14 protein-coding genes and 1 tRNA gene are annotated in these 25,416 nt (G+C 48.2%); 8 read left to right on the forward strand and 7 right to left on the reverse strand.

Features of this window, described 5'->3' with window-relative positions; translation table 11 throughout:
- Positions 1-81: 81 nt before the first annotated feature.
- The 3 genes from HPS53_RS02250 to HPS53_RS02260 all read right to left on the reverse strand — a co-directional run bounded on the left by HPS53_RS02250 (position 82) and on the right by HPS53_RS02260 (position 2,371).
- A complete protein-coding gene (locus HPS53_RS02250; protein WP_104368580.1) occupies positions 82-747 on the reverse strand; it encodes an RluA family pseudouridine synthase in 666 nt (221 codons plus the stop codon).
- A 246-nt stretch (positions 748-993) separates the two neighbouring features.
- Complete coding sequence (gene fabG, locus HPS53_RS02255) at positions 994-1,740, reverse strand: 3-oxoacyl-[acyl-carrier-protein] reductase (protein ID WP_104368581.1); 747 nt, start codon at positions 1,738-1,740, stop codon at positions 994-996.
- A gap of 37 nt (positions 1,741-1,777) precedes the next feature.
- Positions 1,778-2,371, reverse strand: coding sequence for a TetR/AcrR family transcriptional regulator (locus tag HPS53_RS02260; RefSeq protein ID WP_104368582.1), 594 nt, complete (start codon positions 2,369-2,371; stop codon positions 1,778-1,780).
- Between the two features lie 799 nt (positions 2,372-3,170).
- Here HPS53_RS02260 and HPS53_RS02265 point away from each other — a divergent pair.
- The 3 genes from HPS53_RS02265 to HPS53_RS02275 all read left to right on the forward strand — a co-directional run bounded on the left by HPS53_RS02265 (position 3,171) and on the right by HPS53_RS02275 (position 6,696).
- A tRNA-Met gene (locus HPS53_RS02265) sits at positions 3,171-3,246 on the forward strand.
- Between the two features lie 377 nt (positions 3,247-3,623).
- Positions 3,624-4,988, forward strand: coding sequence for an ammonium transporter (locus HPS53_RS02270; RefSeq protein WP_104370205.1), 1,365 nt, complete (start codon positions 3,624-3,626; stop codon positions 4,986-4,988).
- 421 nt (positions 4,989-5,409) lie between these two features.
- The gene (locus HPS53_RS02275; RefSeq protein ID WP_172204086.1) at positions 5,410-6,696 is read left to right on the forward strand and encodes an O-acetylhomoserine aminocarboxypropyltransferase/cysteine synthase family protein; all 1,287 of its coding nucleotides are present in this window, start codon (positions 5,410-5,412) and stop codon (positions 6,694-6,696) included.
- Positions 6,697-6,794: 98 nt separating this feature from the next.
- On the opposite strand, the gene HPS53_RS02280 is transcribed toward HPS53_RS02275, so the two are convergent.
- Entirely contained in the window at positions 6,795-7,685 is an 891-nt protein-coding gene (locus HPS53_RS02280) for a YitT family protein (protein WP_104370208.1), read from the reverse strand.
- A gap of 348 nt (positions 7,686-8,033) precedes the next feature.
- Here HPS53_RS02280 and gdhA point away from each other — a divergent pair, with 348 nt between their 5' ends.
- The 3 genes from gdhA (at position 8,034) to clpB (ending at position 12,774) form a co-directional block, all read left to right on the forward strand.
- On the forward strand, positions 8,034-9,371 hold the full coding sequence (gene gdhA, locus HPS53_RS02285; RefSeq protein ID WP_104370209.1) for an NADP-specific glutamate dehydrogenase: 1,338 nt from the start codon (positions 8,034-8,036) through the stop codon (positions 9,369-9,371).
- A 16-nt stretch (positions 9,372-9,387) separates the two neighbouring features.
- Positions 9,388-10,068 carry a septal ring lytic transglycosylase RlpA family protein gene (locus HPS53_RS02290; RefSeq protein WP_172204087.1) on the forward strand — a complete coding sequence of 227 codons (681 nt, stop codon included), beginning with the start codon at positions 9,388-9,390 and terminating at the stop codon, positions 10,066-10,068.
- 102 nt (positions 10,069-10,170) lie between these two features.
- On the forward strand, positions 10,171-12,774 hold the full coding sequence (clpB, locus tag HPS53_RS02295; RefSeq protein ID WP_172204088.1) for an ATP-dependent chaperone ClpB: 2,604 nt from the start codon (positions 10,171-10,173) through the stop codon (positions 12,772-12,774).
- Between the two features lie 227 nt (positions 12,775-13,001).
- Here the strand turns inward: clpB and HPS53_RS02300 are convergent, their stop codons facing one another.
- Positions 13,002-14,906: a HAMP domain-containing sensor histidine kinase gene (locus HPS53_RS02300; RefSeq protein ID WP_172204090.1), complete on the reverse strand. Its 1,905-nt coding sequence runs from the start codon at positions 14,904-14,906 to the stop codon at positions 13,002-13,004.
- A gap of 216 nt (positions 14,907-15,122) precedes the next feature.
- Between HPS53_RS02300 and HPS53_RS02305 the strand changes: the two genes are divergently transcribed.
- Both HPS53_RS02305 and HPS53_RS02310 read left to right on the forward strand, forming a co-directional pair.
- Complete coding sequence (locus tag HPS53_RS02305; RefSeq protein ID WP_253942797.1) at positions 15,123-18,470, forward strand: TonB-dependent receptor; 3,348 nt, start codon at positions 15,123-15,125, stop codon at positions 18,468-18,470.
- Positions 18,471-18,593: 123 nt separating this feature from the next.
- Positions 18,594-19,076: a ferritin gene (locus tag HPS53_RS02310; RefSeq protein ID WP_104370212.1), complete on the forward strand. Its 483-nt coding sequence runs from the start codon at positions 18,594-18,596 to the stop codon at positions 19,074-19,076.
- A 1,001-nt stretch (positions 19,077-20,077) separates the two neighbouring features.
- Here HPS53_RS02310 and HPS53_RS02320 read toward each other — a convergent pair.
- Positions 20,078-22,123 carry a hypothetical protein gene (locus HPS53_RS02320; protein WP_172204092.1) on the reverse strand — a complete coding sequence of 682 codons (2,046 nt, stop codon included), beginning with the start codon at positions 22,121-22,123 and terminating at the stop codon, positions 20,078-20,080.
- A 15-nt stretch (positions 22,124-22,138) separates the two neighbouring features.
- Entirely contained in the window at positions 22,139-25,414 is a 3,276-nt protein-coding gene (locus tag HPS53_RS02325; protein WP_172204094.1) for a SusC/RagA family TonB-linked outer membrane protein, read from the reverse strand.
- Between the last annotated feature and the right edge of the window lie 2 nt (positions 25,415-25,416).

Here is a 25,416-nt window from a genome sequence, read left to right on the forward strand (position 1 = left end):
CGTTAAACAAAACTGCAAAGTAAGCAAAAAATCCTCAGAAAGCAGGATGTTTTTACGAAAAAAAACAACAATTCTTTATTATTAGACAAACTCCCGCCACAGGTTGTCGGACGGCAGGGGAGCCTCCACCGACACGGTATTCTTGCTGACGGGATGTACAAACTCTATGCGACGCGCCATGAGAGATATGCTCCCGTCGGGATTACTGCGACGCGCGCCATACTTCAAGTCGCCTTTTATGGGGCATCCCATGGCCGCGAGCTGACAACGTATCTGATGATGCCGGCCGGTCATGAGCCTCACCTCCATCAGCGTGTAATTGTCGCTTCGGCCTATAACCTTATACATCAGCATCGCCTTTTTAGACTGCGGCACCTCACGGTCATACACATAGCTCTTGTTCTGCCGCTCATTGCGTACTATCCATCCCGTAAGCGTGCCCTCATCACGTTCAGGCGTGTTGCGGCTTATGGCCCAGTATGTCTTGTGTACCTCGCCGTCCCGGAACATCTCATTGAGCCTCGACAGCGCTTTAGACGTGCGCGCAAAGACCACTATTCCACTCACGGGGCGGTCCAGACGATGCACCACACCGAGAAATACATTGCCCGGCTTGGCGTATTTTTCCTTTATATATGCCTTGACAATATCCGACAGAGGCGTGTCGCCGGTCTTGTCACCCTGCACGATCTCCCCGCTCTCCTTGTTTACTATAATTATATGATTATCTTCGTAAAGAACCGTCATGCGCTACGATGATGTTTGATTTGTGGATTATTATAATTATCAGCCGATAAAATAAATATTACCTGCCGGAAATGTATGGGCGTCGTGCGGACAAGCGGCCAACGCTTCGTCAACAGATGTCCGGCACGGCATTAGCAGCCATATGCAAACGGCAGCACGTGCCATCCGCCAAAATATAATGGCCGCGCTGTTTTTACGGCGCAGCCATTATAAAACCATAAGTTACATATATCCATTGACACGGCATTACATGTTCATGCCGCCGTCTACCTGTATCACCTGGCCGCTGATATAGCTTGACATATCCGACGCGAGGAAAGCCGCGCAGTTGGCAATGTCATCTACCGTACCGCCACGGCGGAGAGGTATCTTGCTTGCCCACTCCTTACGGACATCGTCAGACAGGGCCTGGGTCATGGCCGTATCTATGAAGCCCGGGGCAATGGCATTGGCACGGATACCCTTCGGACCCATCTCCTGAGCCACACTCTTGGCAAGAGCTATCAGACCGGCTTTCGAGGCGGCATAGTTGCTCTGGCCGGCATTTCCATGAACACCCACGACAGATGCCATATTGATGATCGAACCGCCGCGTTGGCGCATCATCACCGGCACGCAGGCATGGATGAAGTTGAAAGCGCTCTTCAAGTTTACGGCTATGACAGCGTCCCACTGAGCCTCTGTCATACGGAGCATCAGACCGTCTTTCGTGATACCGGCGTTGTTCACCAAGATATCCACAGAGCCAAACTCCTCTTTCACCAATTTCACCACTTCCTCCGTCTGAGCGAAATCAGCGGCGTTGCTTGCATATCCTTTTGCCTTTACTCCCTTGGCGGCAATCTCCGCCTCGGTGGCTTTTCCATTTTCGTCGATTACAAGGTCGGTGAACGCGACGTTGGCACCTTCCTCGGCGAATTTCAGCGCGATAGCCTTTCCGATACCGCGCGCAGCACCTGTAATCAGGGCTGTCTTACCTGTCAATAATCCCATTTTTCTGTTTTTTATTATTGTTCGTTATATGAAAACTCTATTTTATCATGCTCTTTCCCAGCGCTCCGTATACGACCTTAGCCACCAACGGCTTGCTCATCTCCTCGGTCATTCCATGGCCTATTCGGCCGTAGATATACGGAACTTCGAGTCCCTTTATACAATAGTGGGTAATGTCTGCCACAAGATCCACATTATCTATGTCGAATTCCCCGTCGGCCTTGCCCTCGGCATAGACCTTACGGAAAAGCTCTATCTCGTCCTCGTCAAACTTCTTCCTCACCTTCTCCACCATCCAGATGTTGCGGAAGAACTCGGCACGCAGGTTCCCATTGCGCACCACCGTCTCCTTAATCATGCTCAGATGGGTGTATATCAATTCTATAATCTTGTCTTGCGGACGTATTTTCTTGCCCGCCACCTCATCGAGTTTGTCGGAGAGACGTTCGAGCTCGGATTCTATTACGGCGTAATATACATCTTCCTTGCTTTTGAAGTATGTGTACAGCGTACGGCGTCCCTTGCCCGAAGACATGGCGATATCGTTCATCGTCGTGTTTTCTAATCCGTTCTTGGCAAACAGTTGCCGTGCCACATCCACCAGTTTCTGTCTCGTTTTTGATATTGACATATATACGCCTCTCCTCTAAAAATACAATATTGCACATCGCAAATATCATGCGCAAATTTATTAATTAAATTTTAAACATACAAATAATTAGCCGATAAATCGTATTTTGTGGCCTTTTTTAGCACAGAAGGCAATCTGTGACCGACAAACACCATAAATGGAAACGGAAGACACATCCATCATTTACATTCACCGTACTCAAACACTAAAAGACACAAAGATTTATCAAAGAAAACAAACAGCCCGCCAAAGCGGTAAATAAATCCAACAAAAGCATTCTGAATACTCGGTTATTTTAAAATATAAATCCCGAGGCCGGAAAAACCGCCGTATTTCGAGCTTTTACGTAACAACCTGTCAATCAAAGTCATACATCCGCACATCCGGAAACAACGGCCAGCCATGCCATACCCGCCCATCCCGTTTTTTCCAATAAGCACCTTATTGGATTGCATTAAGCCGCTCGTTGTGTTGCATTTAGATACCCGTCGGAAGCCAACGGGATACTAAACGCCGAGCAATATGCCGCCAAACGCCTCCCAACGAGTATCCCGTTACAAAACAAGACCGCCGGAAGCACGATATACATATATCGTTGTATATCGGTTTCGGCTCTAAAACGGACTTTTCAGAACACGCTTTTTTCGGATAATAATATTTACAATTTATTACTGTATCAGACACAGCCGAAAACACATTTAATACGTATTGACAAATATTTCGCGTCAAAAAGTCATGCAAAAATTTGCATATAACAAAAAAAAGCCTTACCTTTGCACCCGCAATTAAGAAATAACATCGCGGAGTGGAGCAGTTGGTAGCTCGCCAGGCTCATAACCTGGAGGTCGCATGTTCGAGTCCTGCCTCCGCAACCAAAAACCGCTGAAAGTAAAAACACTACTTTCGGTGGTTTGTTTTTATGCCTATTTTTTTTGGGGGCAGGTTGGACATTCATGATTATTTAATCCATCGGAACGGCTGACCACACAAGAAAGAAAAGCACGCACAACCCAACTTACAATTTAAAAAACAAACAAGGCACACCGATTACACATTGCAACAAAACAAGACTGATACCAATAATTATATAACAATACATCGGATTTAAACAACAATATGCCGGACAACAGGCATCTTTTCATGTCATAATGTTGTAATTTTGCACCATAATTCCCGCATGATGCCGTTATAAACCGGCGGCAATAATGCGGAAAGGGGCTGCGATGACAATACAAACATATATATAATGGTTATGAAAAAAAGATGGATTATATTGATGACGGCCATGGCACTTACCGCCGTCACCGGCCTGTTTACAGACGAGCCTTCGTTTGAGTGCGACTTTTCCGTTATAAGTGCCGCCGATGTGGCATGGCTCATCACAGCCACCATTTTCGTCCTTATGATGACTCCCGGCCTGTCATTCTTTTACGGCGGAATGGTCGGCGCCAAGAATGTGATATCGACAATGCTCCAAAGTTTCATCGCCATGGGAGTCATATCGGTAATGTGGGTAGTGTTCGGTTTCAGCCTGTGCTTCGGCGATGACATAGGCGGCGTGATAGGAAATCCGCTGACATTCTTCATGCTCGACGGCGTAGGCGCCTCGGTATATACCACCGATACCGGCAAGACACTCGGAGGAGCAACCATCCCGCTGGCTCTCTTTGCCCTGTTCCAGATGAAGTTTGCCATTATCACCCCCTCGCTAATCACAGGCTCTTTTGCCGAGCGCGTGAGGTTCTCGGCCTACATGTTTTTCATGATGTTCTTTTTCGTGGCCATATACTGTCCGCTGGCCCACATGACATGGCATCCCGACGGACTGTTCATGCGCTGGGGCGTGGTCGATTTTGCAGGAGGAATAGTGGTACATGCCTCTTCCGGCGTGGCGGCTTTGGCAGGTGCCATATTCCTCGGACGCCGCCGCACGTCCACACGCCGCTCCACCCCGGCCAACATACCGTTTGTTCTTCTCGGCGCCGCCATGCTGTGGCTCGGGTGGTTCGGATTTAACGCCGGCTCGTCTCTCATGGCCGACGGCACCGCAATAAAGGCCTTTCTCAACACCAATACTGCATCGGCCACAGCCATGATGACGTGGATTTTCTTCGATTGCCTCCGCGGTCGCAAGCCATCGGCCATGGGGGCTGCCGTGGGATGCGTGGTAGGCCTGGTGGCCATAACGCCGTCGGCAGGTTATGTCAGCGTTGGACAGAGCATCTTCATATCGTTCGTGACCACCATAATATGCAACATCGCCGTATATTGGCGCAGCCATACACGCATAGACGACGCGCTCGACGTATTCCCCACACACGGCACCGGAGGCATTGTAGGCACCGTGCTTACAGGTATTTTCATCCGTGAGGGATTGGTATCCGGCTCATGGGAGGGAGTGGTAATATTCCTTTACCATCTGCTGGCCGTGGTGACGGTTGCCGCATATACGTTTACGATGAGCTATCTCGGATACCGGTTCATAGACAGCATGATTCCGATGCGGGTGTCGGCTGGCAGCGAACTTATAGGACTCGACATGAGCCAGCACGACGAACATTACGGCTTTGCCCGCTCCGGCGAGCGAGAGATAGCCGAATACAGCCGTGAGGAATAAACCGGCGCGCCGGAAAATGCGCAAAAGCCATGCCCGGCACCAAGATTAATGATTACGAACCGCGCCCCAAAAGTTTTCCAAAACCTTTGGGGCGCAGTTATTTCCGGACTCCAATCCATACCGTCGCGGACTTCTCTCTTTTTCCATCCAACTGCCGCCACACAAAACACGGTTGGAGCCATACCGCCGAGCCACCTTATCTTCAATAAACCAAATCCATGGCTTTGCTTTCTCCGTCAGTTGAAGCCCTGTCGACAACACACATTGATATTTGCAAATCCATAATGCGACATATCCGCTTTAAAGTCAATTTATGCTTTCTTTTCCGTTTCTTTTTCAATTTAATATCGTAACTTTGCGGACGACAAACAAAACAGTTTGAAAGCAAAAAATGGTAAAAGACGAGTAATACATAATTATAATGGCAAACAAACTAAGAACCGAATCACTCTGCATACGCGGAGGATGGAAACCGAAAAATGGGGAGCCGGTGGAGTTGCCCATAGTGCAAAGCACCACATTCAAGTATGACAACAGCGAAGAGATGGCGATGCTCTTCGACCTGAAAAAAGAGGGATATTTCTACACACGGCTGCAAAACCCGACAAACGATGCCGTGGCAGCAAAGATTGCGGCTCTCGAAGGCGGAGTCGGGGCGATGCTGACATCGAGCGGACAGGCGGCAAACTTCTACGCAGTGTTCAATATATGCGAGGCCGGCGACCACATTGTGGCATCGACCGAGATATACGGCGGAACATACAACCTGTTCGGAGTGACGATGAAGAAACTCGGAATAGACTGCACTTTCGTGAGCCAGGAAGCGAGCGAAGAGGATATTGAGGCTTCGTTCCGGCCGAACACGAAACTGCTTTTCGGGGAGACCATATCAAATCCGGGATGCAAAGTGCTCGACATTGAGAAATTCGCACGCATAGCCCACCGAAAAGGCGTGCCGCTCATGATAGACAACACTTTCGCCACACCGATAAACTGCCGTCCGTTTGAATGGGGAGCCGACATCGTGACACACTCTACTACAAAATACATGGACGGGCACGCCACGCAAGTAGGCGGCTGCGTGGTAGACAGCGGCAATTTCCAATGGGATGATTACGCGGAAAAATATCCCGGACTGACCTCTCCCGACGAGTCTTATCACGGACTGACATATACCAAAACATTCGGGAAGATGGCGTATATGACCAAGCTTGTGGCCCAACTGATGCGCGACTTAGGCTCAATTCCTGCACCGCAGAACTCATTCCTGCTAAACCTCGGTCTCGAAACGCTGCACCTGCGTGTGGAACGGCACTGCCAAAACGCACAGCGGGTGGCCGAATTTCTTGGCAACGATCCGCGCGTGGCATGGATAGACTACCCCGGACTGAAAGATGACAAATGCCACGACCTTGCCATAAAATACCTGCCGAAAGGCAGCTGCGGCGTAATGGCATTCGGCCTGAAAGGCAACCGCGATACGGCTATAAAGTTCATGGACTCACTTGAAATGGTGAACATAGCCACCCATGTGGCCGACTCGCGTACTTGTGTGCTGCACCCGGCAAGCCACACCCACCGCCAACTGAGCGAAGAGCAACTGAAAGAAGCAGGCATTGCCCCTGACCTGATACGGCTGTCTGTGGGAATAGAGAATGTCGATGACATCCTCGATGATATCAGGCAGGCTCTTGACAAAGCTCTCTGAGCTATCATGGTAACACAAAAAAAACTTACCGGACGGTTGTTCCGGTAAGCAGGCAAAAACATAGTAAAAGAGGCGGAGCCGACGCTCCGCCTCTTTTACTACCTAATCTTGTCAAATCCCTCACCGAACACACCCTGGCAGAACGACTGCGAAACAAGAGCATAAGGGTCTATGGCCTTAATCCAGTTGAAAACATCCTGCGACTCATACTTTCGGGCAAGTACAATGAGCAGTTTCACATCGCTCTTGGAATACCAGCCCTTGCCTTCTATCATGGTAACACCGCGACGGACTTTCGTGTTTATCGTGTCGGCTATCTTCTCGTATTCTTTCGATATTATTATAAACTGCACCGTCTGGCGGGAACCGTTGATAACATAATCACATACGAAACTGGCCACCAGGGTGAAAGCCACACCGTATACAATTGTCTCAACACTGTGGAACAGGACATAGGAAGAGCAAATGATACTTATATCTATGAACTGCATGGCACGTCCGAAACTCATACGGAAATACTTGTTAAGCAACGCTATGATAATATCCGTGCCACCGGTAGAACCGTTATGAGAGAACACCAGGCCAAGGCCGGCACCGCTCATGGCACCGCCGATAAGCACATGCATGAATTTATCCTCACCCGCCGTTATTATGGGGTTGGCAGAAAAAAAAGGCTGCAAAACACCGATAATCACAGACATTATCGTGACACCTATTATGGTACGCACCGTAAACTGACGTGTCAACGCACGGAAAGCGATCAAAAGCATCGTCACATTGAGAACCCATATGGATATGGCAGGGGGGAAGCCGAAGGCATAGAACAGCAACGCCGAAATACCCGACACTCCTCCCATGACAACCTGCTCGGGAAGGATGAAAGCCGTATATCCCACGCCATAAAGCAATATACCAAAACTGATGAAAAAAAGGTCTTTCTGTGCCTGACGCACATTCTTTAATATATGTTTGTCTGTTGTGCCGCTCATGATAATCACATTTTATTATATTAGTAAAAACACCTTTATTATATTAATAACAAAATCCCTGCCTCTCAATGAAAACGCAAGTATGACAACCCGAAAAACAGTCACGGATTGCCGTTGCAAAGATATATCAAATTATTGATAACAATCTATGTTTTTGCCATTTTTTACTATTTTACAAACACGTAGGCGCAAAAGGGTAAAACGGGTATCAGCATTTAACAATTTGTAACCTTACGGATATTTTTTCTTTGCTTTACTTTTGCCGTATGAGAGATTTTCACTATTTTTGTAGTGTACAAATAACATAAATGACAAAGAGTTTTTCAAACCTTTAAAAAATACATTACTATGGAAGTGGAAAAAATAATGCAAGCCCTGGAACAGAAACATCCGGGCGAGGCCGAATACCTGCAAGCCGTCAAAGAGGTGCTCGAATCCGTAAAGGACGTATACAACCAACATCCGGAATTCGAGAAAGCGAAACTGATAGAACGCATCGTGGAACCGGAACGTGTGATAACTTTCCGTGTACCATGGGTAGACGACAAAGGAGAAGTACACGTGAACATCGGCTATCGTGTACAGTTCAACAGTGCCATAGGCCCATACAAAGGAGGTCTCAGATTTCACCCGTCTGTAAATCTTTCCATTCTTAAATTCCTCGGATTCGAACAGACATTCAAAAACGCCCTGACCACTCTTCCTATGGGAGGAGGCAAAGGTGGCTCCGACTTTTCCATCAGAGGCCGTTCGGACAACGAAGTGATGCGTTTCTGCCAGTCTTTTATGACAGAGCTTTACCGTGTCATCGGACCAGACGAGGATATTCCGGCTGGCGACATCGGTGTGGGAGCACGTGAAATAGGCTATCTGTTCGGAATGTACAAGAAGCTCACTCACGAATGGAGCGGCATGATGACAGGAAAGGGGCTCGAATGGGGCGGCTCGCGAATACGTCCCGAGGCCACAGGATACGGAGCGTTGTATTTCGTAAACAAGATGCTGCACACACACGGACACGACATTAAAGGCAAGACTGTCGCTATCAGCGGATTCGGAAACGTGGCATGGGGCGCAGCCAAGAAAGCCACCGAACTGGGAGCGAAAGTAATAACGATATCGGGACCCGACGGTTACATTTACGACCCGGCAGGACTCGATGACGAGAAAATAGAATACATGCTTGAACTGCGTGCCAGCGGAAACGACGTATGCCAACCGTATGCCGATGAGTTCCCCGAGGCCACATTCGTTGCAGGAAAAAAGCCGTGGGAGGTGAAGTGTGACATCGCATTGCCTTGCGCCACACAGAACGAGCTTAACGGTGACGATGCCGACATGCTTCTGACAAACAAGCCGCTGTGTGTAGCGGAAGTATCCAACATGGGTTGCACGGCAGAAGCGGCAGAGAAATTCATAGCTGCGAAAACGCTCTTCGCTCCCGGTAAGGCCGTAAACGCCGGCGGAGTCGCCACGTCAGGACTGGAAATGACACAAAATGCCATAAGACTGAGTTGGAGCGATGCCGAGGTCGACGAAAAACTGCACGGCATTATGCACAATATACACGAGCAATGCGTGAAATACGGAAAGCAGCCTGACGGATACATAGACTACGTAAAGGGAGCAAACATTGCCGGATTTATGAAAGTAGCCAATGCCATGATGGCACAAGGAATAGTGTAAAACCAAAACCGTGAACGTGAACCACATAAGAAAAACGTTAATATTAGCAATATCCCTATTATGCCTTACTCCTCTGCGGGCACAAAACCCGCAGAAGGGTAAGGCTTCATATTATTCCAAAAGAGCCACGGGAGCGAGAACGAGCAGCGGCGAAAGACTGCACCATGACAGTCTGACCTGCGCACACCGCACCCACCCTTTCGGCACAAGATTAAAAGTAACAAACCCGGCCAACGGGAAATCGGTCATCGTAAGAGTGACAGACAGGGGGCCATTCGGACGCGGACGCATAATAGACCTATCATGGCGGGCGGCAAAAGAGCTCGGAATACTCGTCCAAGGTGTGGCAATGGTATCGGTGGCACCTGTGAATACCACAATAGTCCCGTTCAGGCCGAACGAGAACATCGAACTGCCCGAACTCGATTTCAGCAACAACAACTTCACGGATTGCATCAGGCCGGAATGGTACGAGATGAAAAAAACTATCAAAGAACGCAATCACACAATACCGAAAAAACGGAACATCCAACCCGCCAAGCCACAAATACAGCAAAAAACACAGGGAAAAGCGGAAAAAGCGAACAAAACAAATACCAACCAGGAAAAAGAAATAGACGAACTTAATACCAAACAGAACACCTCAAGAGTATATTCCAAAAGAAATAAAGGAATGCACGGGAACAAAAAACATTAGCTACTGACAAACTGTCAGCATATAAAGTGCGGGCATGTTTTTTGTCTCTTTTCTTACGACCCGGGATAATCAATAACACAACAAAAGAAAGGAGACAAAGACATGACATTGGAAAAATTTACCATTAAAGCACAAGAAGCCGTACAAGAAGCGGTCAACACCGCACAACGCGCAGGACAGCAAAGTATAGAACCGGTGCATATACTGTACGGAATCATATCGAAAGGCAAAGACGTCAGCAACTTCATATTTCAAAAGCTCGGCGTAAATGCCGCACAAATAGAAAACTTAGTAAACAATGAGATACAGCACCTGCCCCGTATCCAGGGTGGCGGACAGCCGTATCTAAGCAACGAATCGAACAATGTGCTGCTCAAGTCGCAGGACATAGCCAAAAGCATGGGCGACGAGTTTGTGTCGGTGGAACCGATAATGCAAGCCCTATTGGCCGTAAACTCTACGGCATCCAGAATACTGAAAGATGCCGGAATGACCGAAAAAGACATGCGAGCGGCCATCAATGAACTGCGGCAAGGCCAGAAGGTGCAGTCGCAAAGCGCTGATGACAACTATCAAAGCCTGTCCAAATACGCGAAAAACATCGTGGAGCAGGCTCGTGCAGGCAAGCTCGACCCAGTCATCGGACGTGACGACGAAATTCGCCGAGTGCTCCAAATACTATCCCGCCGCACCAAGAACAACCCCATACTAATAGGCGAGCCGGGTACGGGCAAGACCGCGATAGTAGAGGGGCTGGCCGAACGTATCGTGCGTGGTGATGTTCCCGAGAACCTCAAGGAGAAGCAACTGTACTCCCTCGACATGGGAGCACTCGTGGCAGGAGCGAAATACAAAGGTGAGTTTGAAGAGCGGTTGAAAGCCGTCATCAACGAGGTCACAAAGGCGGAAGGCCGCATTATACTATTCATCGACGAGATACACACACTCGTTGGCGCGGGAGGCGGCGAGGGAGCGATGGACGCCGCCAACATCCTCAAACCGGCATTGGCACGAGGCGAGCTGCGTGCCATCGGCGCAACAACGCTCAACGAGTATCAAAAGTATTTTGAGAAAGACAAGGCACTGGAGCGTCGTTTCCAGACCGTTCTTGTGGAAGAACCGGACGAACTGAGCGCGATAAGCATCCTCAGGGGATTGAAAGAGCGGTACGAGAACCACCATAGAGTGCGCATCCAGGACGACGCATGCATTGCGGCTGTACGTCTTTCGGAACGATACATCAGCGACCGCTTCCTGCCGGACAAAGCGATAGACCTAATGGACGAGGCCGCGGCCAAGTTAAGGATGGAACGTGACTCCGTGCCTGAGGAGCTTGACGAAATCACAAGAAAGCTGAAACAGATGGAAATAGAGCGCGAATCGCTGAAAAGAGAAACGGAGCATGCCGGCAGCGGGGATAAGATGAAGCAGCTTGAAAAGGACATCGCCGACCTGCACGACCAGGAAAAGCAGTTCAAGGCAAAGTGGGAAAGCGAGCGGGCGCTCGTCAACAAAATCCAACAGCACAAGCAAGAGATGGAGCAACTGCGCTTCGAGGCTGAGCGGGCCGAACGCGAAGGAAACTACGGACGAGTGGCCGAAATAAGATACGGCAAGCTAAAAGAACTTGAAAACGACATCGACAGGATACAGAGCCAACTGATAAACGCCCAAGGTGCCGAAGCGATGGTAAGGGAAGAAGTGACTGCCGACGACATCGCCGAAGTTGTAAGCCGCTGGACAGGGATACCGGTCACACGGATGATGCAGAGCGAGCGGGAGAAACTGCTGCACCTCGAAGAGGAACTTCACCGCAGGGTAATAGGACAGGAAGAGGCCATCAGGGCGGTAAGCGATGCCGTGAGACGCAGCCGTGCCGGTCTGCAAGATCCCAAACGTCCAATCGCCTCGTTCATATTCCTCGGAACGACAGGCGTAGGGAAAACAGAACTTGCCAAAGCATTGGCCGAATATCTGTTCAACGACGAAACGATGATGACCCGCATAGACATGAGCGAATATCAGGAAAAGTTCAGCGTCAGCCGGTTGATCGGAGCGCCTCCGGGATATGTAGGATACGACGAGGGCGGCCAACTGACAGAAGCAGTGCGGCGCAAACCATACTCGGTGGTACTGTTCGATGAAATAGAGAAGGCTCACCCGGATGTTTTCAACATACTGCTGCAAGTGCTTGACGACGGTCGTCTGACTGACAATAAGGGCAGAACGGTTAACTTCAAAAACACCATCATCATAATGACGAGCAATCTCGGCAGCCAGACGATAAGGGAAGATATCGAGAAAAACGGAGGAACGATGAGCGACAGCCAGACCGACGCGCTCAAAGCCAGACTGTTCAACATGCTGAAACAGACGATAAGGCCGGAGTTTCTCAACCGAATAGATGACACAATCATGTTCCTGCCGCTCACACAAAATGAGATCGCCGATGTAGTGAGACTGCAAATGAACGGTGTCAGCAGGATGCTCGCCGCACAGGGACTTGTCCTCAAAGTGACCGAGAGTGCTATAGATGCCGTGGCAGAAGCCGGTTTTGACCCGGAATTCGGTGCCCGTCCGGTAAAACGAGCCATCCAGAACCTCGTGCTGAACGACCTGTCGAAGAAAATCCTCTCAGGAGACGTGAACAAAGACAAACCTATCATAATAGATTCATTCGGAGAAGGGCTTGTGTTCAGGAACTAAGAAGCAATCTTTAATGTTATCAGAAAAAACATTATTGGCTTCCTCCAAACACTCAGCGATCTCCAATTACGGATCTGATCCGTAAACAATAAAAAATCGCTTGGACGCAAATGCGTGTCCAAGCGATTTTTATTTTAACGTCAGTCCGATTATTTACTTGAAGTATAACACCCCCAATTACAAACCGACGAAATAAAGGGCTATACAATTTTTCAGCAGGGCCACATTCATTTTTTCAACGGAAGAGTGAACACAAAGCGTGCTCCATTCCTGTATTCAGGATCCACGAATATCCTGCCACCCATCTTCTCTATGATTGTCTGACAGATAGACAGCCCCAATCCAGTGCCTTGCTTAAACTCATCCAGTTTCTCAAAACGACGGAACACAAGTTTCTGCTTTTCAAGCGGAATACCTATTCCCGTATCGGTAACCGAGAAGACGATCTCACTCTTTTCCTTTTGCAATTCCAGAGTTACAGTGCCCTCGTCCGTAAACTTTATCGCGTTATTGAGCAAATTGATGATAACCTGCTGCAAATAGCGCACGTCTATCATATACCACAGCTCATCGTAAGACGTTATGAAACGTAGTTTTACGCCATTCTTCAAATTACTCTGTGTCTCTGTCTGTATCAGAGAACGAGCCAGGCCGACGAGTTCCACACGCTCTGGATTAAGCTGTACCCTGTTAGACTCTATGCGTGAGAAGTCAAGAACGTCGTTTATCAATTTAAGAAGTAGTTGCGTATTCTGGGCGATAAGTCCGGAAATATTGTTAATCTCGTCTTCAGGCAATTCCTTGTAACTTGTCACTATAAGCTCCGAAAATCCCACAATGGCATTGAGCGGGGTTCTTATCTCATGACTCATATTTGCCAGGAATTTCGATTTAAGCATGTCCGCCTCCTCGGCTTTATCCTTTGCTTCCACGAGCTGTGCGTTCACCTGTTTCAAACGTTCGAGATTGCGACGTCGCGTATTGGTATATAACACGAGGAAAACTATTATTATCACCAATATCACCGTTACCGAGAAGAACAACATGAACTCCAGCGGGTTCGACTCGTAGAGAGACAACGGTTTGTTTATTATTTCAGAACCGGCAGGAAGCCGCCTCTTGTCTATACGCCACTTGCCAAGCAGATCGTAATCGAATGAATAATGGTTTTCCACCAGTTCTATCTTCTGTGGCTCACCGGTAGCCAGCCACCTGCTGACCATCTTCCCTATCCGCTCTCCCTGCGAGCCGTAGCGAGGTATATATCCTCCCATGCTAACATCACCGATACCCGTGGTGGAAATGGATATTCCGGGAATACCGCTGTTATACCCAAGCAGTTTCTTGGTGGTGCTTATAACGAAATAGTTTCCCGTCGCGTCTATGCGCCAGGAGGAAAACATAGCAATATCCTTCGCCGGGTTCATTTTACTGTAAATATTTCCGGCATTCTCGAACGTACACGAGCGACCGTCCACAATTCTGAAATCCGGCTTTCTTGCATTTACGCCGGTCTTTATCCAGTCTTCCACAAGCCCCAACAGATTTAATCCACCGAATGTATTGTCCACAAAAAAGAACATACGCTCCATCCTTGGAAACAGGTTTTGTGCCAACTTCACATTCTTGCCAATGTCATAATGATATGCCACAGCGCCCATCAGCCTGCACTCATCCATATCCGTAGTCAAAGAACGCATCTTCGGCTGCCACGTCTTTATGTCCACAGGCTCGTCCATTATCTCGACAATCTTATCGTTCACAAGCATCGCAAAGCACGGAACGGTTTTCACGAAATCGTCATTTATAGACAGGTAAGACGCCAAAGCCTCATTACCGAGAATCAAGACCAACTGCGGTTTACGATCCACGTATTTCTCTATTATCTCTTTCATGCGCCCCTGCCACTCGTTAAGCTCGCTAAGCGAACGGCAATTCATGTTCTCCACGACAAACTCCAAGTCAGGATGTCCACCATTCACCTCATGATAAAAATCATTAAGGTTCATCTGATATTTGTTCAACTCAACCTGAAAGGAAGTTATGATCAGGGCATATTTGCCGTTCTCGGCATACGATACCGCATGCACGACAAACACCAAAAACATTATGGCAAATAATCTGTAACGCATAAACAATGATCCGTTGATAGTATAACTCTTAAAATAACCGATGTTTTGTTTTTATGAATCAGCATGCGCAAAAGTACATCTTTTTGTTCATTCCGGATAATTAAATATGACAAAAGATATTAATCCATTACTGAATTTTAACAAAATTAATGCTTTGGATTTAATAATATCCGTATCTTTGTACCTGTTTTCGGTTTTTATTTAATTTTTTATTTTATGACAGCAACAAAGGTGAAAACCATAATGGCGGTAATCATGCTTTTGATTACTTCCGCAATCAAAGCCCAGGTCACCTCCTCGTCTATCAACGGTAAAATCACCGACGAGAAAAACGAAACAGTCATCGGCGCAGTGATCAAGGCTGTGCACGAGCCGTCGGGAACGACGTACAAGACTGTGACCGACAGGAACGGACGCTATTCCGTAACGGGGATGAAAGCCGGCGGCCCTTATAAAGTGGAGATTTCATATATCGGCTACCGCACTGCCGTCGTGAAAGGCATCACCTTGAAACTGGCAGACAACCAGACGCTTAACACATCGTTGCAGGAATCGGCAGAATTGCTCAACGAAGTGGTGGTGACGGCAGACAAAAGCATGAGAAGCAGCCGTTCGGGCGCGGTGACAAACGTGAACATCGAGCAGATTGCCGCCGTGCCTACAGTCAGCCGGAGCATGACAGACCTGATGCGACTGACACCGCAAGGCTCGGGCACCACAAACGGCTTTGCCATCGGCGGAGGCAATTACCGGCAGTCGAACGTGACTGTCGACGGAGCGCAGTTCAACAATACGTTCGGTCTCGGCTCAAACGTTCTGCCCGGCGGAGGAAGCCCCATTTCTATAGACGCACTCGAGCAAGTAACCGTTTCCATCACCCCCTACGACGTGCGGCAGAGCGGATTTACCGGCGGAGCCATCAACGCCGTGACACGCAGCGGTACAAACAAGTTTAAAGGCTCGGCATACACATACCTCACGAGCAACGACCTTGCAGGCAAAAAAGTAGGCGACTACGACAAGATGGCACTTGAAGACGCACACGCAAACACATACGGGTTTACTCTCGGAGGTCCCATAATAAAAGACAAGCTCTTTTTCTTCGTCAACGGAGAGTATGAAGACAAGGTGACTGCCGGCCCATCGGCCGTGGCCAATGGCGGAGTAAACGGAAAATTCGACAATACCAACCGCCGGCCGGTGCTCTCCGACCTCGAATCGCTGACCCGATACATGCAAAACACGTATGGATTTACCACCGGACCATGGCAGGGATATAACGCCAAGTCGCCGTCGTACCGTATCCTGGCACGCCTCGACTGGAACATAAACAACGACCACAAGTTCAACATCCGCTTCACGAAATCAAACCGTAAAGCAAACTCAGGCGCCTCAAACTCACGCAATATAGGCACAAACCAGCAAAATAACATATACAACGGCAGCAACTCTGCATACGGCAGCAACTCTGCTTACGGAATGAGCGCACTGTCTACACGCTACTACAGCGAGTACCGCTTCACGTCGCTGGCAGCCGAGCTGAACAGCCGTGTCGGCAACTGGAACAACACGCTCCGAGGCACATACTCTTTCCAAGACCAGCCGAGAAGCAACGAATACGGTGACCAGCCGACCGTGGAGATTGTCATGGACGACGGACAAGGCCACTTCCCCACATGGGCATTCATGGGTAACGACGTGTTCACGGCCGGCAACCTCTCACAGACCAAAAACTTCGTGCTCACCGACGAACTGAGCACCACCATCGGCAGGCATCACCTTTTCGCCGGATTGCAGTATGAATACAACAGGGCTGTGAACGGATACGCACAGGCCGCATCGGGATATTACGCATACGAGGCTACAAAGGAGCAGATCGACAACAGAGACTGGGCATCGGTGTTCGCCGCCACACCCCGCCTGTTCGCCATCACATACGGCAACAATCCCGGCCACTCCATGTTCGAGGCACAGATGTCTACCCATCAGTATGCCCTCTACCTGCAAGACAACATGGACCTGACCGACAACCTGAAACTGTCTCTCGGACTGCGCTTCGAACTGCCTCACTACCCCTCTTTGTCAGACAATTTCAACCAAGAATACTACGACCTCGCTTTCGGCAGCGAGCATTACCGCACGGACAACGTGCCGGGCAACAGTATCAGCGTATCGCCGAGAGTGGGATTCAACTGGGATGTCACCGGCGAGCGCAAGTACATTCTCCGTGGCGGTACGGGCATCTTCGTGGGCCGTATGCCGTTCGTATGGCTCGTGTCGGCTGTCGGCAACTCGGGAATGGGACAGACCACATACACCAGCGTGGCAGGAAACATTGCGTATCCGAAGTTCACAATGAACACCGGTGACATGCTCACACAGATAGGAGCCACGAGCAAGACAAGCGTTCCGGGCGGCCCCACCATCCTTGGCGACGATCTGCGGATGCCGAAGACATGGAAGATGTCGCTTGCGTTCGACGCAAAACTGCCATACGATATAGACTTCACGTTCGAAGGTATATACAATCGAGACCTCAACCCGTGCGTCGTGACCAACAAGAACGTGTACTGGGACGGCAAGTCTACCATATGGCTTGCCCCATTCGACGAACGCAAATACATGAGTACATACGGCAGAAACCAGGCTTACGTAATAGAGAACGCAGGCAAAAAAGCATACTACTGGTCGCTGACGGCACAACTCCACAAAAAGTTTGCTTTCGGTCTCGACATCTCGGCGGCCTACACGCACTCGCACGCAAAGAGTTACAGCGAGGGCATCGGAGACCAGGTTTCGTCGGCATACACCAACTACCGCAACTCGATAAACGCCGTGAACGACCACGAGACGGGCTACGCCACATACGTGGCACCCAACCGCGTGCTCATCTCCGCAAGCTACAAACTGAAAGAGGGACGCAATGCCGCCTCCACATTCAGCCTCATCTACGACGGTTCAGAGAACGGATACATGGGCAACTACTCTTACTCCAGATATTCATACATATTCAACGGCAACGTGACGAACGATCCCTCGGCACCAGGCAACCTCATCCGAATACCCGCCTCGCGCGAGGAACTGAACGACTGGAACTTCGCCGACAACGGACAGTATACCGACGCGGCTGGCAACAGGCAGACATACACGGCCGACATGCAGCGCGACGACTTCTGGGCATACATCAACCAGGATGACTATCTGAAAGACCGCAAAGGACAATATGCCGAGCGCGGCGGAGCGAAAATGCCGTGGCACCACCAGCTCGACTTCAAGTTCAAGCAGGATTTCAACCTAATGGTCGGCGGAAGGAAGCACACACTGCAACTCGGTTGCGACATATCCAACGTACTCAACATGCTCAACAGCGACTGGGGAACATACAAACAGATTATCGGAAACAACCTGCTGTCTTACCGTGCTGGCAACGGCAAGAACGGAAGCAACGGTTCGTTCACATACAACATGATGAACGGCGCACGCCATCTGACAACATATCAGAAATACAACAGCGTGGCATCTACATACAAGGTGATGTTCAGCATAAGGTACATATTCGACTAACACATCGGACAATATAATTAAAGATAGTTAATTACCGCATGACATGTTGTCGACAATACTCTTTCGGTACGGAATTTGTAAATTAACCATCAGATGAATATTAACTTTTAAAAATTAAACAATATGATTTCACAGAGATTACAAGACGCTATAAATGCGCAGATTACAAGAGAGATATGGTCGGCCAACCTCTATCTCTCAATGGCTTTCTACCTCGACAAAGAAGGATTCAACGGCTTCTCGGCATGGATGAAAAAGCAGTCTCAGGAGGAGATGGAGCATGCTTACACCATGGCAGACTATATAATCAAGCGAGGCGGCATGGCCAAAGTGGGACAGATAGACAACGTGCCAGGAGATTGGAGCACCCCGCTCAACGTGTTTGAGAGCGTATACGAGCACGAGTGCAAGGTATCGCGCTGGATAGACGAGCTGGTAGACATCGCCATCGAAGAGAAAGACAAGGCATCGCAAGACTTCCTCTGGACTTTCGTACGCGAACAGGTGGAGGAAGAGGCCACGGCTTCGGGCATAGTAGACCGCATCCGCAAGATGGGCGACTCGGCCATCTTCAACCTCGACCAGCAGTATGGCGGCAGAAAATAAGAACGCCGCTCAAGGTTGACAACAACCTACACGACATAACCGAAAGAAGGCAAGGGCATGCAACATGCCCTTGCCTTCTTATTATAAAAAGCCGGTGACCGAAGGCTATCACTTGGAACCACAGTAAAAAACAAACCGGCCATGACTTTCCGTATCGTCAAATGTATCGCGATAAAATTTGGCATTCGCTACTTTTTAATGTAAATTTGCCGGCAACAAGTAAGCTTTCACAAACAGACAGACATGTTGAAACTTCATCATGAAACAAGTTACAGACTGTTGGCAAATACATTCCGCAGAAAACAAATAAACAGACTTAAAACAAAAGAGACATGACATTTACATTACAATCAGCACCATTAACTCCGCATATTTATGCAATATCACAAACCATAAAATATGATATAAGTCAGGACTTACAGGTCTGACCGGGTTTCCTTTACTTATGACGCATCGGTATTGATTGACATGCATGTTTGCGGGGCCTCACCATCGTGTGATGCCCCGCAAACCGTTTTATGACGGAATGTATATTTATGCAAGACTCTTATCCGACACATTATGACAAGCAAAAAAGCCTTTCATTTGGATACCCGTCACATTCCATTCAGCCGCTCGTTGCGATGCATTTAGATACCCATTGCATTGCAATGGGTATCTAAATGCATCGCAACCACTATACTTACTGTAAAAAGTATGTCTGCCATCATATCATCATCGCCATACATATCAAATATCAAAGTCTCGCCACATGCAAAACGGCTTTTCTTGCATAAATATACAACAACGGCATGATAGTGAAACATACGAATAATGTTTACATTAACACAGGCATACAAAACTTTGACCGCAAGCAATAATAAGCATACGGCATAAAAAGCAAAGGGAAGACGAAAAGGGAAAGCAAACAGAAACCACACTTGGGAAAAAGCGCAAAAACAGAAAAAAGAGAGTCAGGCTCGTGCACCTGACTCTCTTTTATATATTCAGACAACCGGATTTTATTTCATATCCAAATACCAGTTGCTTTCAACCGTCAGGTCCTTGACAGGATTCTTGAACGCAAGTTTCTTGGCCAGCCAACGACCACCGAAATTGGCACCGTAACCGGCCGGACTTCCGGAATAGCCACCGGTTCCCTTACCGTTCTTATTACGCGCGAGGCGCGCAAGGTCGGCAAAGCGGCTGCCCTCGAAAGCAAATTCCATCGCATACTCGTCGCAGATGATGTCTTCGACCGCATTGATTACGTCTTGCAGGCTCCATTTACCGAGACTGTTAAACTCCTTGTTGAGTTTCGCAAGCCGTGCGTCAAGCTCTTTCAACCTCCGGGTCTTTTCTTCATCACTCATCGAAGCGTCATTACCAACCGCATCAATTTCAGCCTCGACAGCCTGAATGTCTGCGGCGCGATCCACTACACTGACATTCCACTGCTCCCCGTCGAAAATATCTTGAAGCTCGGCAATCTTTTTCTCCACTTCAACAGACATCTTGTAAAGAGACTTATCGCCGGATATACCGTACTGGTCGCTGCATCCGTGGCGATGAATACCATAGTTATGATTTGTGCCCGTTCCGCTGAAAAGCTGAGACTGCTCGCTTCTTCCATCATTAGAGCAGAAAGGGATTTCCGTGGTCAGCATGTTCCACGTCTCATCACGCACATACTGATATGAACGCATATTATCTGTAATGCCGTCTTTCAATATGGCAAAGGCGGCATCAGGATATCCCATGCGGTTCAAAGCCTCTGCCAAGTGCAACCAGATGGTTGACGGACGGTAAAGTACGACACGGGGCAAAGCCTTTTTGGTAATATAAGTCTGCAAAATCTCCTCTCTTACATTATCACGGTTGATAACATCTATACGAGCGCGGGCGCGCATGTCTCCCACTCTCTTCAATACACTGAGCTGCGGGTCGATGGGATCGTTTGTCTGATAATAATAATCGGCACTGTCAGCAAGAAGATTATATACATCGGAAGCCACAATCTGCTTGTTCTTAAGATACACGCTGTCAATAATCTGCTCTGATTCGGGGTGTGAATTATAGTAATAATAATCAAAACCGAACAACTTGGGTATCTCCGTCGTATATCCGTTCAGACTCTTATCCGCCATCGGGATATATGTAATCGCACCCGATGATGTACCGTTGACAGAAGACAGGGTTGTTGTCACAAGATCGGTCCTCGTTATCCATGTCATACCGGAAACACCTCCGGGAGTGAAATCATTAGGCAGATCCACGATTTCACCTGTATACCTTATATTAAACAACGAACGCATATCCTCGGCAAGAATCTTATTGCGGAACAGGAACTCATAATAGCATTTCGCAGCATCGGAGTAACGTCCCACCTCAAGATAAAGCTCTCCAAGAATGACATTTACAGGTATGCAGCAACGCTCCCAAATAAATTCATAATCTCCCAACTTAGATGTAGAGTTACTATAAGGTATACCTGAGTTGCGGAACTGTATAAGCTGTGGAGCGAGCTCATTTACAATACCCTCAATATCCAACATTGGAGAGTTGTCGTTCTCTATCTGTGAAAGAGAAGTCAAAGGATGAGTGAAGAACTTGACTTTCCCATAAGTACGGGCAAGCTGCAAATAAGCCCATGCACGATATGACAGAACAGCCGCATACTCGTCGAGTGTCACATTATATGCCCCGTCGTAAAGAGCGGTGTCACGATGAGCGAGATAATAATTGCAGTTGTTCACGACCTTATAATATACGTATGCACTGTCATACTTATTGGTGGTAGTGGCTGAGAAGTTTGCCAGCTCCTGCAAGTTCCTGTCAGAATGGACCGTTGTCGTAGCCAGATCGCCACGCATCTCATTCTGAATCACATAAACCTCGGCTGCCTGCTGCATGGCCTGCATGATTCCTGCCACATAAAACAGAGAGTCGGTCTTTTGGTTTATTTCCGGCATTTCCACCTGACGGCCGCCATCCACATCAAGCATATCATCACATGACGAGACCATGAGTGTCATCACGCCGGCAAAAAACAATATAATTTTTTTCATAATTCCTGATTTTGTTTAGAGGTTTATCTTCATTCCTAATGTAAACGCACGACCCTGAGCGAGGTTGCCGCAGTCTATGCCCTGATACATCACACCATTGTTGATGCTGAACTCCGGATCATTGCCCAGATATTTCGTCAACGTGAAGAGGTTCACCGCCTCTGCCCACACGGAGAGTCCTTGCAGCCATGTGAAGTTCACCGGAACACGGTATGCCAACTTCAACGTCTTAAGACGAAGATAGCTTCCGTCCTCAATCCAACGGTCGCTGAATCTATTGTTACCCATCGGGTCGTTGAACATCACACGCGGCATATCGGTAACCTGTCCCTCATAGCGCCAGTGGTTTGTCATGGCAACCTGCTGATTGTAGAAGTTGCTTCCCGAGTTAAAAATCATGCGCTGGTAATTGAACACATCGTTACCGAGACTGTAATTGAAGTTCATGCTCAAAGTAAAATTCTTCCAGTTCACGGTGGCAAAGATATTTCCGTATATATCCGGATTGGGGTCTCCGATGACAAACCGGTCGTTACCGTCTATAATGCCGTTACCGTCTTTGTCTACGAAATGTACGTCACCGGCCTTGAAGTCGTGGCGTTGTCCGGTATTGTCCTCAACATAAAGATAACCGTCCTTGCCTGCCGATTTAGCCGCTGCGTCATCCGCGAACACGCCGGCAGTCTTATAGCCATAGAACATTGCCACGGGATTACCGACGGAAGTAAGGATGTTGTTTTTACCATATATTGAAGATGTATAATCTCCGTCAGGCAGTTTGGTCACCTCATTCTTGTAATGGCCGACACTCGCTCCAAGCTCTACATTCCAGTTCTTTGATACAACGGGCTTCACCGATACCGCGGCCTCAAAACCTGTATTCTTCAACTCACCCCCATTTGTCCAGTAACTGTTTATGCCGGAAATAGGATCGCTAAACGATTTCATTGTAAGCAGGTTGGTGGTCTTATGAATATAGTAATCGAAACTTACGCCTATACGGTTGTGGAGCAAATAGCTCTGGAAACCGACATTGAACTTATGTGTCTTCTCGCTCTGGATCTTGTCGTTACCTATGTTTACCAACTGCAAGGCCGGGAAACCGTTATACTTTGTCATGGCATAAACGGTACGTGCGGCATTGTTCATGATATCGTCATTACCGCTGACATCATATCCTGCATTGATACGCAAGTAATTGATGCCTGCATTCTTAGGAAACCACTTCTCGTTTGTGGCAACCCATCCGGCCTGTACACTCGGGTAAAGCTCCCATTTGGTACCGAACATGTCAAGACCGTCACATTCCACGCCGAAACGGCTGTTCGCCTCACCCAGCAATGAAAGAGTAAGGAAATAGCGGTTCATAAAATTATAGTCGATATTGCCATACCACTGAATCTGCTTCCACACATCATTCGCTCCTCCGGAAGTGTTTATGTCGGAAGCACTTGCAGAGATATGCGGGTTCTTATCATCCTGGCGGCTTGTAAACTGGGTGCTTATGGCATCACTGTCGAACGAGAAGTAATTATAACGGAAACCGGCATAAGCGCTTAACGTGTGCGCACCGAAAATATGAGAGAAGTTCACCCTTGTATCGCTGACGATGTTATTCTCGTTGGAGAACAATGTGGAGAACTGATTGTACACCGTTCCAAGATTTTTCAATTCAAATCCGGGCACACCGGTACTCGGACGCGTATAACGCTGGGAATTACGATTCAGTACATAGCTGAACATTTCGGTAATAGACCAGTCACGACCCAACTTCAATGTCGGTGCTATCATCGTCTGGAAATATGTATTCTCGGTATAGTTCCTGTTCACGCCCTCGGCTTTCTCCAATATGGCAACAGGATTAGCCAAAGAATATCCCTTTCCTATAGCGTCGAAGAGGTCGTCGCTTTCGCTCAGCAAACTTGAAAATCCGCCAAGATGGGTATTATACTGATAAGGAGTTACCAAAGGCGACTTGATTGCGGCGAGGAACGTGGGAGAAGTAGGTGTCGCCTTGGAAAAATCTTCCGGCACGCCATCGTTCTGGGAGTTTGTCGTTGTACGGGATATAGACATGTTGAACTTTGTCTTCAAGTTCTTCAAAATATCAATATCCGTATTGAAACGCACATTCATTCTGTTATAGTCATTTCCCTTCGCGGTACTCTCGCCGTCAACATAACCTACAGAAAGATTATACATGCCGACATCGTCTCCTCCCTGCACGTTAATACTGTAATTCTGGGTCAAAGCCGTATGATAAACAGCGTCCTGCCAATCGAAATCATTATGGTATGTATGATAATAGTATCCGTTGGGATCATCGTTGAGGAAGTTAAGAGACGGGGTGTTCTTGTCGATACCGTCAATCGTTCCCAATATCTCTGTCGCGTAATTACGGTACTGTGAGGCATTCATCATCTTCTGCAATCTCGGAACGAGACTCAGGCCGACAGATATGTTGGCATCGATACGGGTTGCCATGCTGTGACCGCGCTTGGTGTCAATAAGGATAACACCGTTACCTCCACGGGCACCGTAAAGAGCCGTCGCGTTTTTGAGCACAGTGACCTTCTCTATATCCGAAGGCATAACATTCGCCAGCATATTATTAACGTTGCCGCTATGCAACATTTCACGTCCCAGCTGCATATCCATCTCAACGCCGTCTACGATTACAAGCGGTTGAGAGCTGGCATTGATGGAGTTAAGACCTCTGATAAACATATTGTTACCAATGCCGACACTTCCCGAACGTTGTATGGAACGGAGATCTCCGGACAGACGGTTTTCTATTTCCGTATCTATCGTGAAATTATGACCTCCTGTCGCCGTAAAATCACGTGACGCTGTTATTGAGGTTCCGTCATTATACATCGGGCGGAACTTGTCGCTGAGCATATACACGACAAGTCCATCCTCCTTATCAGCGTCTATACCTACCTGCTGGGCAGAAAATTCCTGTGCATAGACATACAATGAGGTGGTAAACACCGGTACCTTTATAGTGAATGTTCCGTCATCGTCGGACATTGCCGTGTAGCGGCTGTTACCGAGTGCTTTCACCTGTATACCGCCCAACGGCTTTTTAGTGACTTCATCAAGAATAACTCCCTTTACAGTCTTCAACTGATATTTCTCCTGCTCAACCTTAGGACGCTTGGGAGCGGCTGCCACCTCGTCACCGGCAAGTTCGTCCTGAGCGAATACAGGCATGGCCAAACCTACTGCAATGAGGCAGAAAGCGTTTCTATGAAACGACTTCTTAATATTAAATATAATGCTCTTCATAA

This window comes from Prevotella sp. PTAC (assembly GCF_013166535.1).
Lineage (GTDB): Bacteria > Bacteroidota > Bacteroidia > Bacteroidales > Bacteroidaceae > Prevotella.

What these genes read in the sequence shown, in the direction of transcription:
- HPS53_RS02250 (WP_104368580.1), bottom strand. Translation starts at nt 747, where the DNA reads ATGACGGTTCTTTACGAAGATAATCATATAATTATAGTAAACAAGGAG.
- fabG (WP_104368581.1), bottom strand. Translation starts at nt 1,740, where the DNA reads ATGGGATTATTGACAGGTAAGACAGCCCTGATTACAGGTGCTGCGCGC.
- HPS53_RS02260 (WP_104368582.1), bottom strand. Translation starts at nt 2,371, where the DNA reads ATGTCAATATCAAAAACGAGACAGAAACTGGTGGATGTGGCACGGCAA.
- HPS53_RS02270 (WP_104370205.1), top strand. Translation starts at nt 3,624, where the DNA reads ATGAAAAAAAGATGGATTATATTGATGACGGCCATGGCACTTACCGCC.
- HPS53_RS02275 (WP_172204086.1), top strand. Translation starts at nt 5,410, where the DNA reads ATGGCAAACAAACTAAGAACCGAATCACTCTGCATACGCGGAGGATGG.
- HPS53_RS02280 (WP_104370208.1), bottom strand. Translation starts at nt 7,685, where the DNA reads ATGAGCGGCACAACAGACAAACATATATTAAAGAATGTGCGTCAGGCA.
- gdhA (WP_104370209.1), top strand. Translation starts at nt 8,034, where the DNA reads ATGGAAGTGGAAAAAATAATGCAAGCCCTGGAACAGAAACATCCGGGC.
- clpB (WP_172204088.1), top strand. Translation starts at nt 10,171, where the DNA reads ATGACATTGGAAAAATTTACCATTAAAGCACAAGAAGCCGTACAAGAA.
- HPS53_RS02300 (WP_172204090.1), bottom strand. Translation starts at nt 14,906, where the DNA reads ATGCGTTACAGATTATTTGCCATAATGTTTTTGGTGTTTGTCGTGCAT.
- HPS53_RS02305 (WP_253942797.1), top strand. Translation starts at nt 15,123, where the DNA reads ATGACAGCAACAAAGGTGAAAACCATAATGGCGGTAATCATGCTTTTG.
- HPS53_RS02310 (WP_104370212.1), top strand. Translation starts at nt 18,594, where the DNA reads ATGATTTCACAGAGATTACAAGACGCTATAAATGCGCAGATTACAAGA.
- HPS53_RS02320 (WP_172204092.1), bottom strand. Translation starts at nt 22,123, where the DNA reads ATGAAAAAAATTATATTGTTTTTTGCCGGCGTGATGACACTCATGGTC.
- HPS53_RS02325 (WP_172204094.1), bottom strand. Translation starts at nt 25,414, where the DNA reads ATGAAGAGCATTATATTTAATATTAAGAAGTCGTTTCATAGAAACGCT.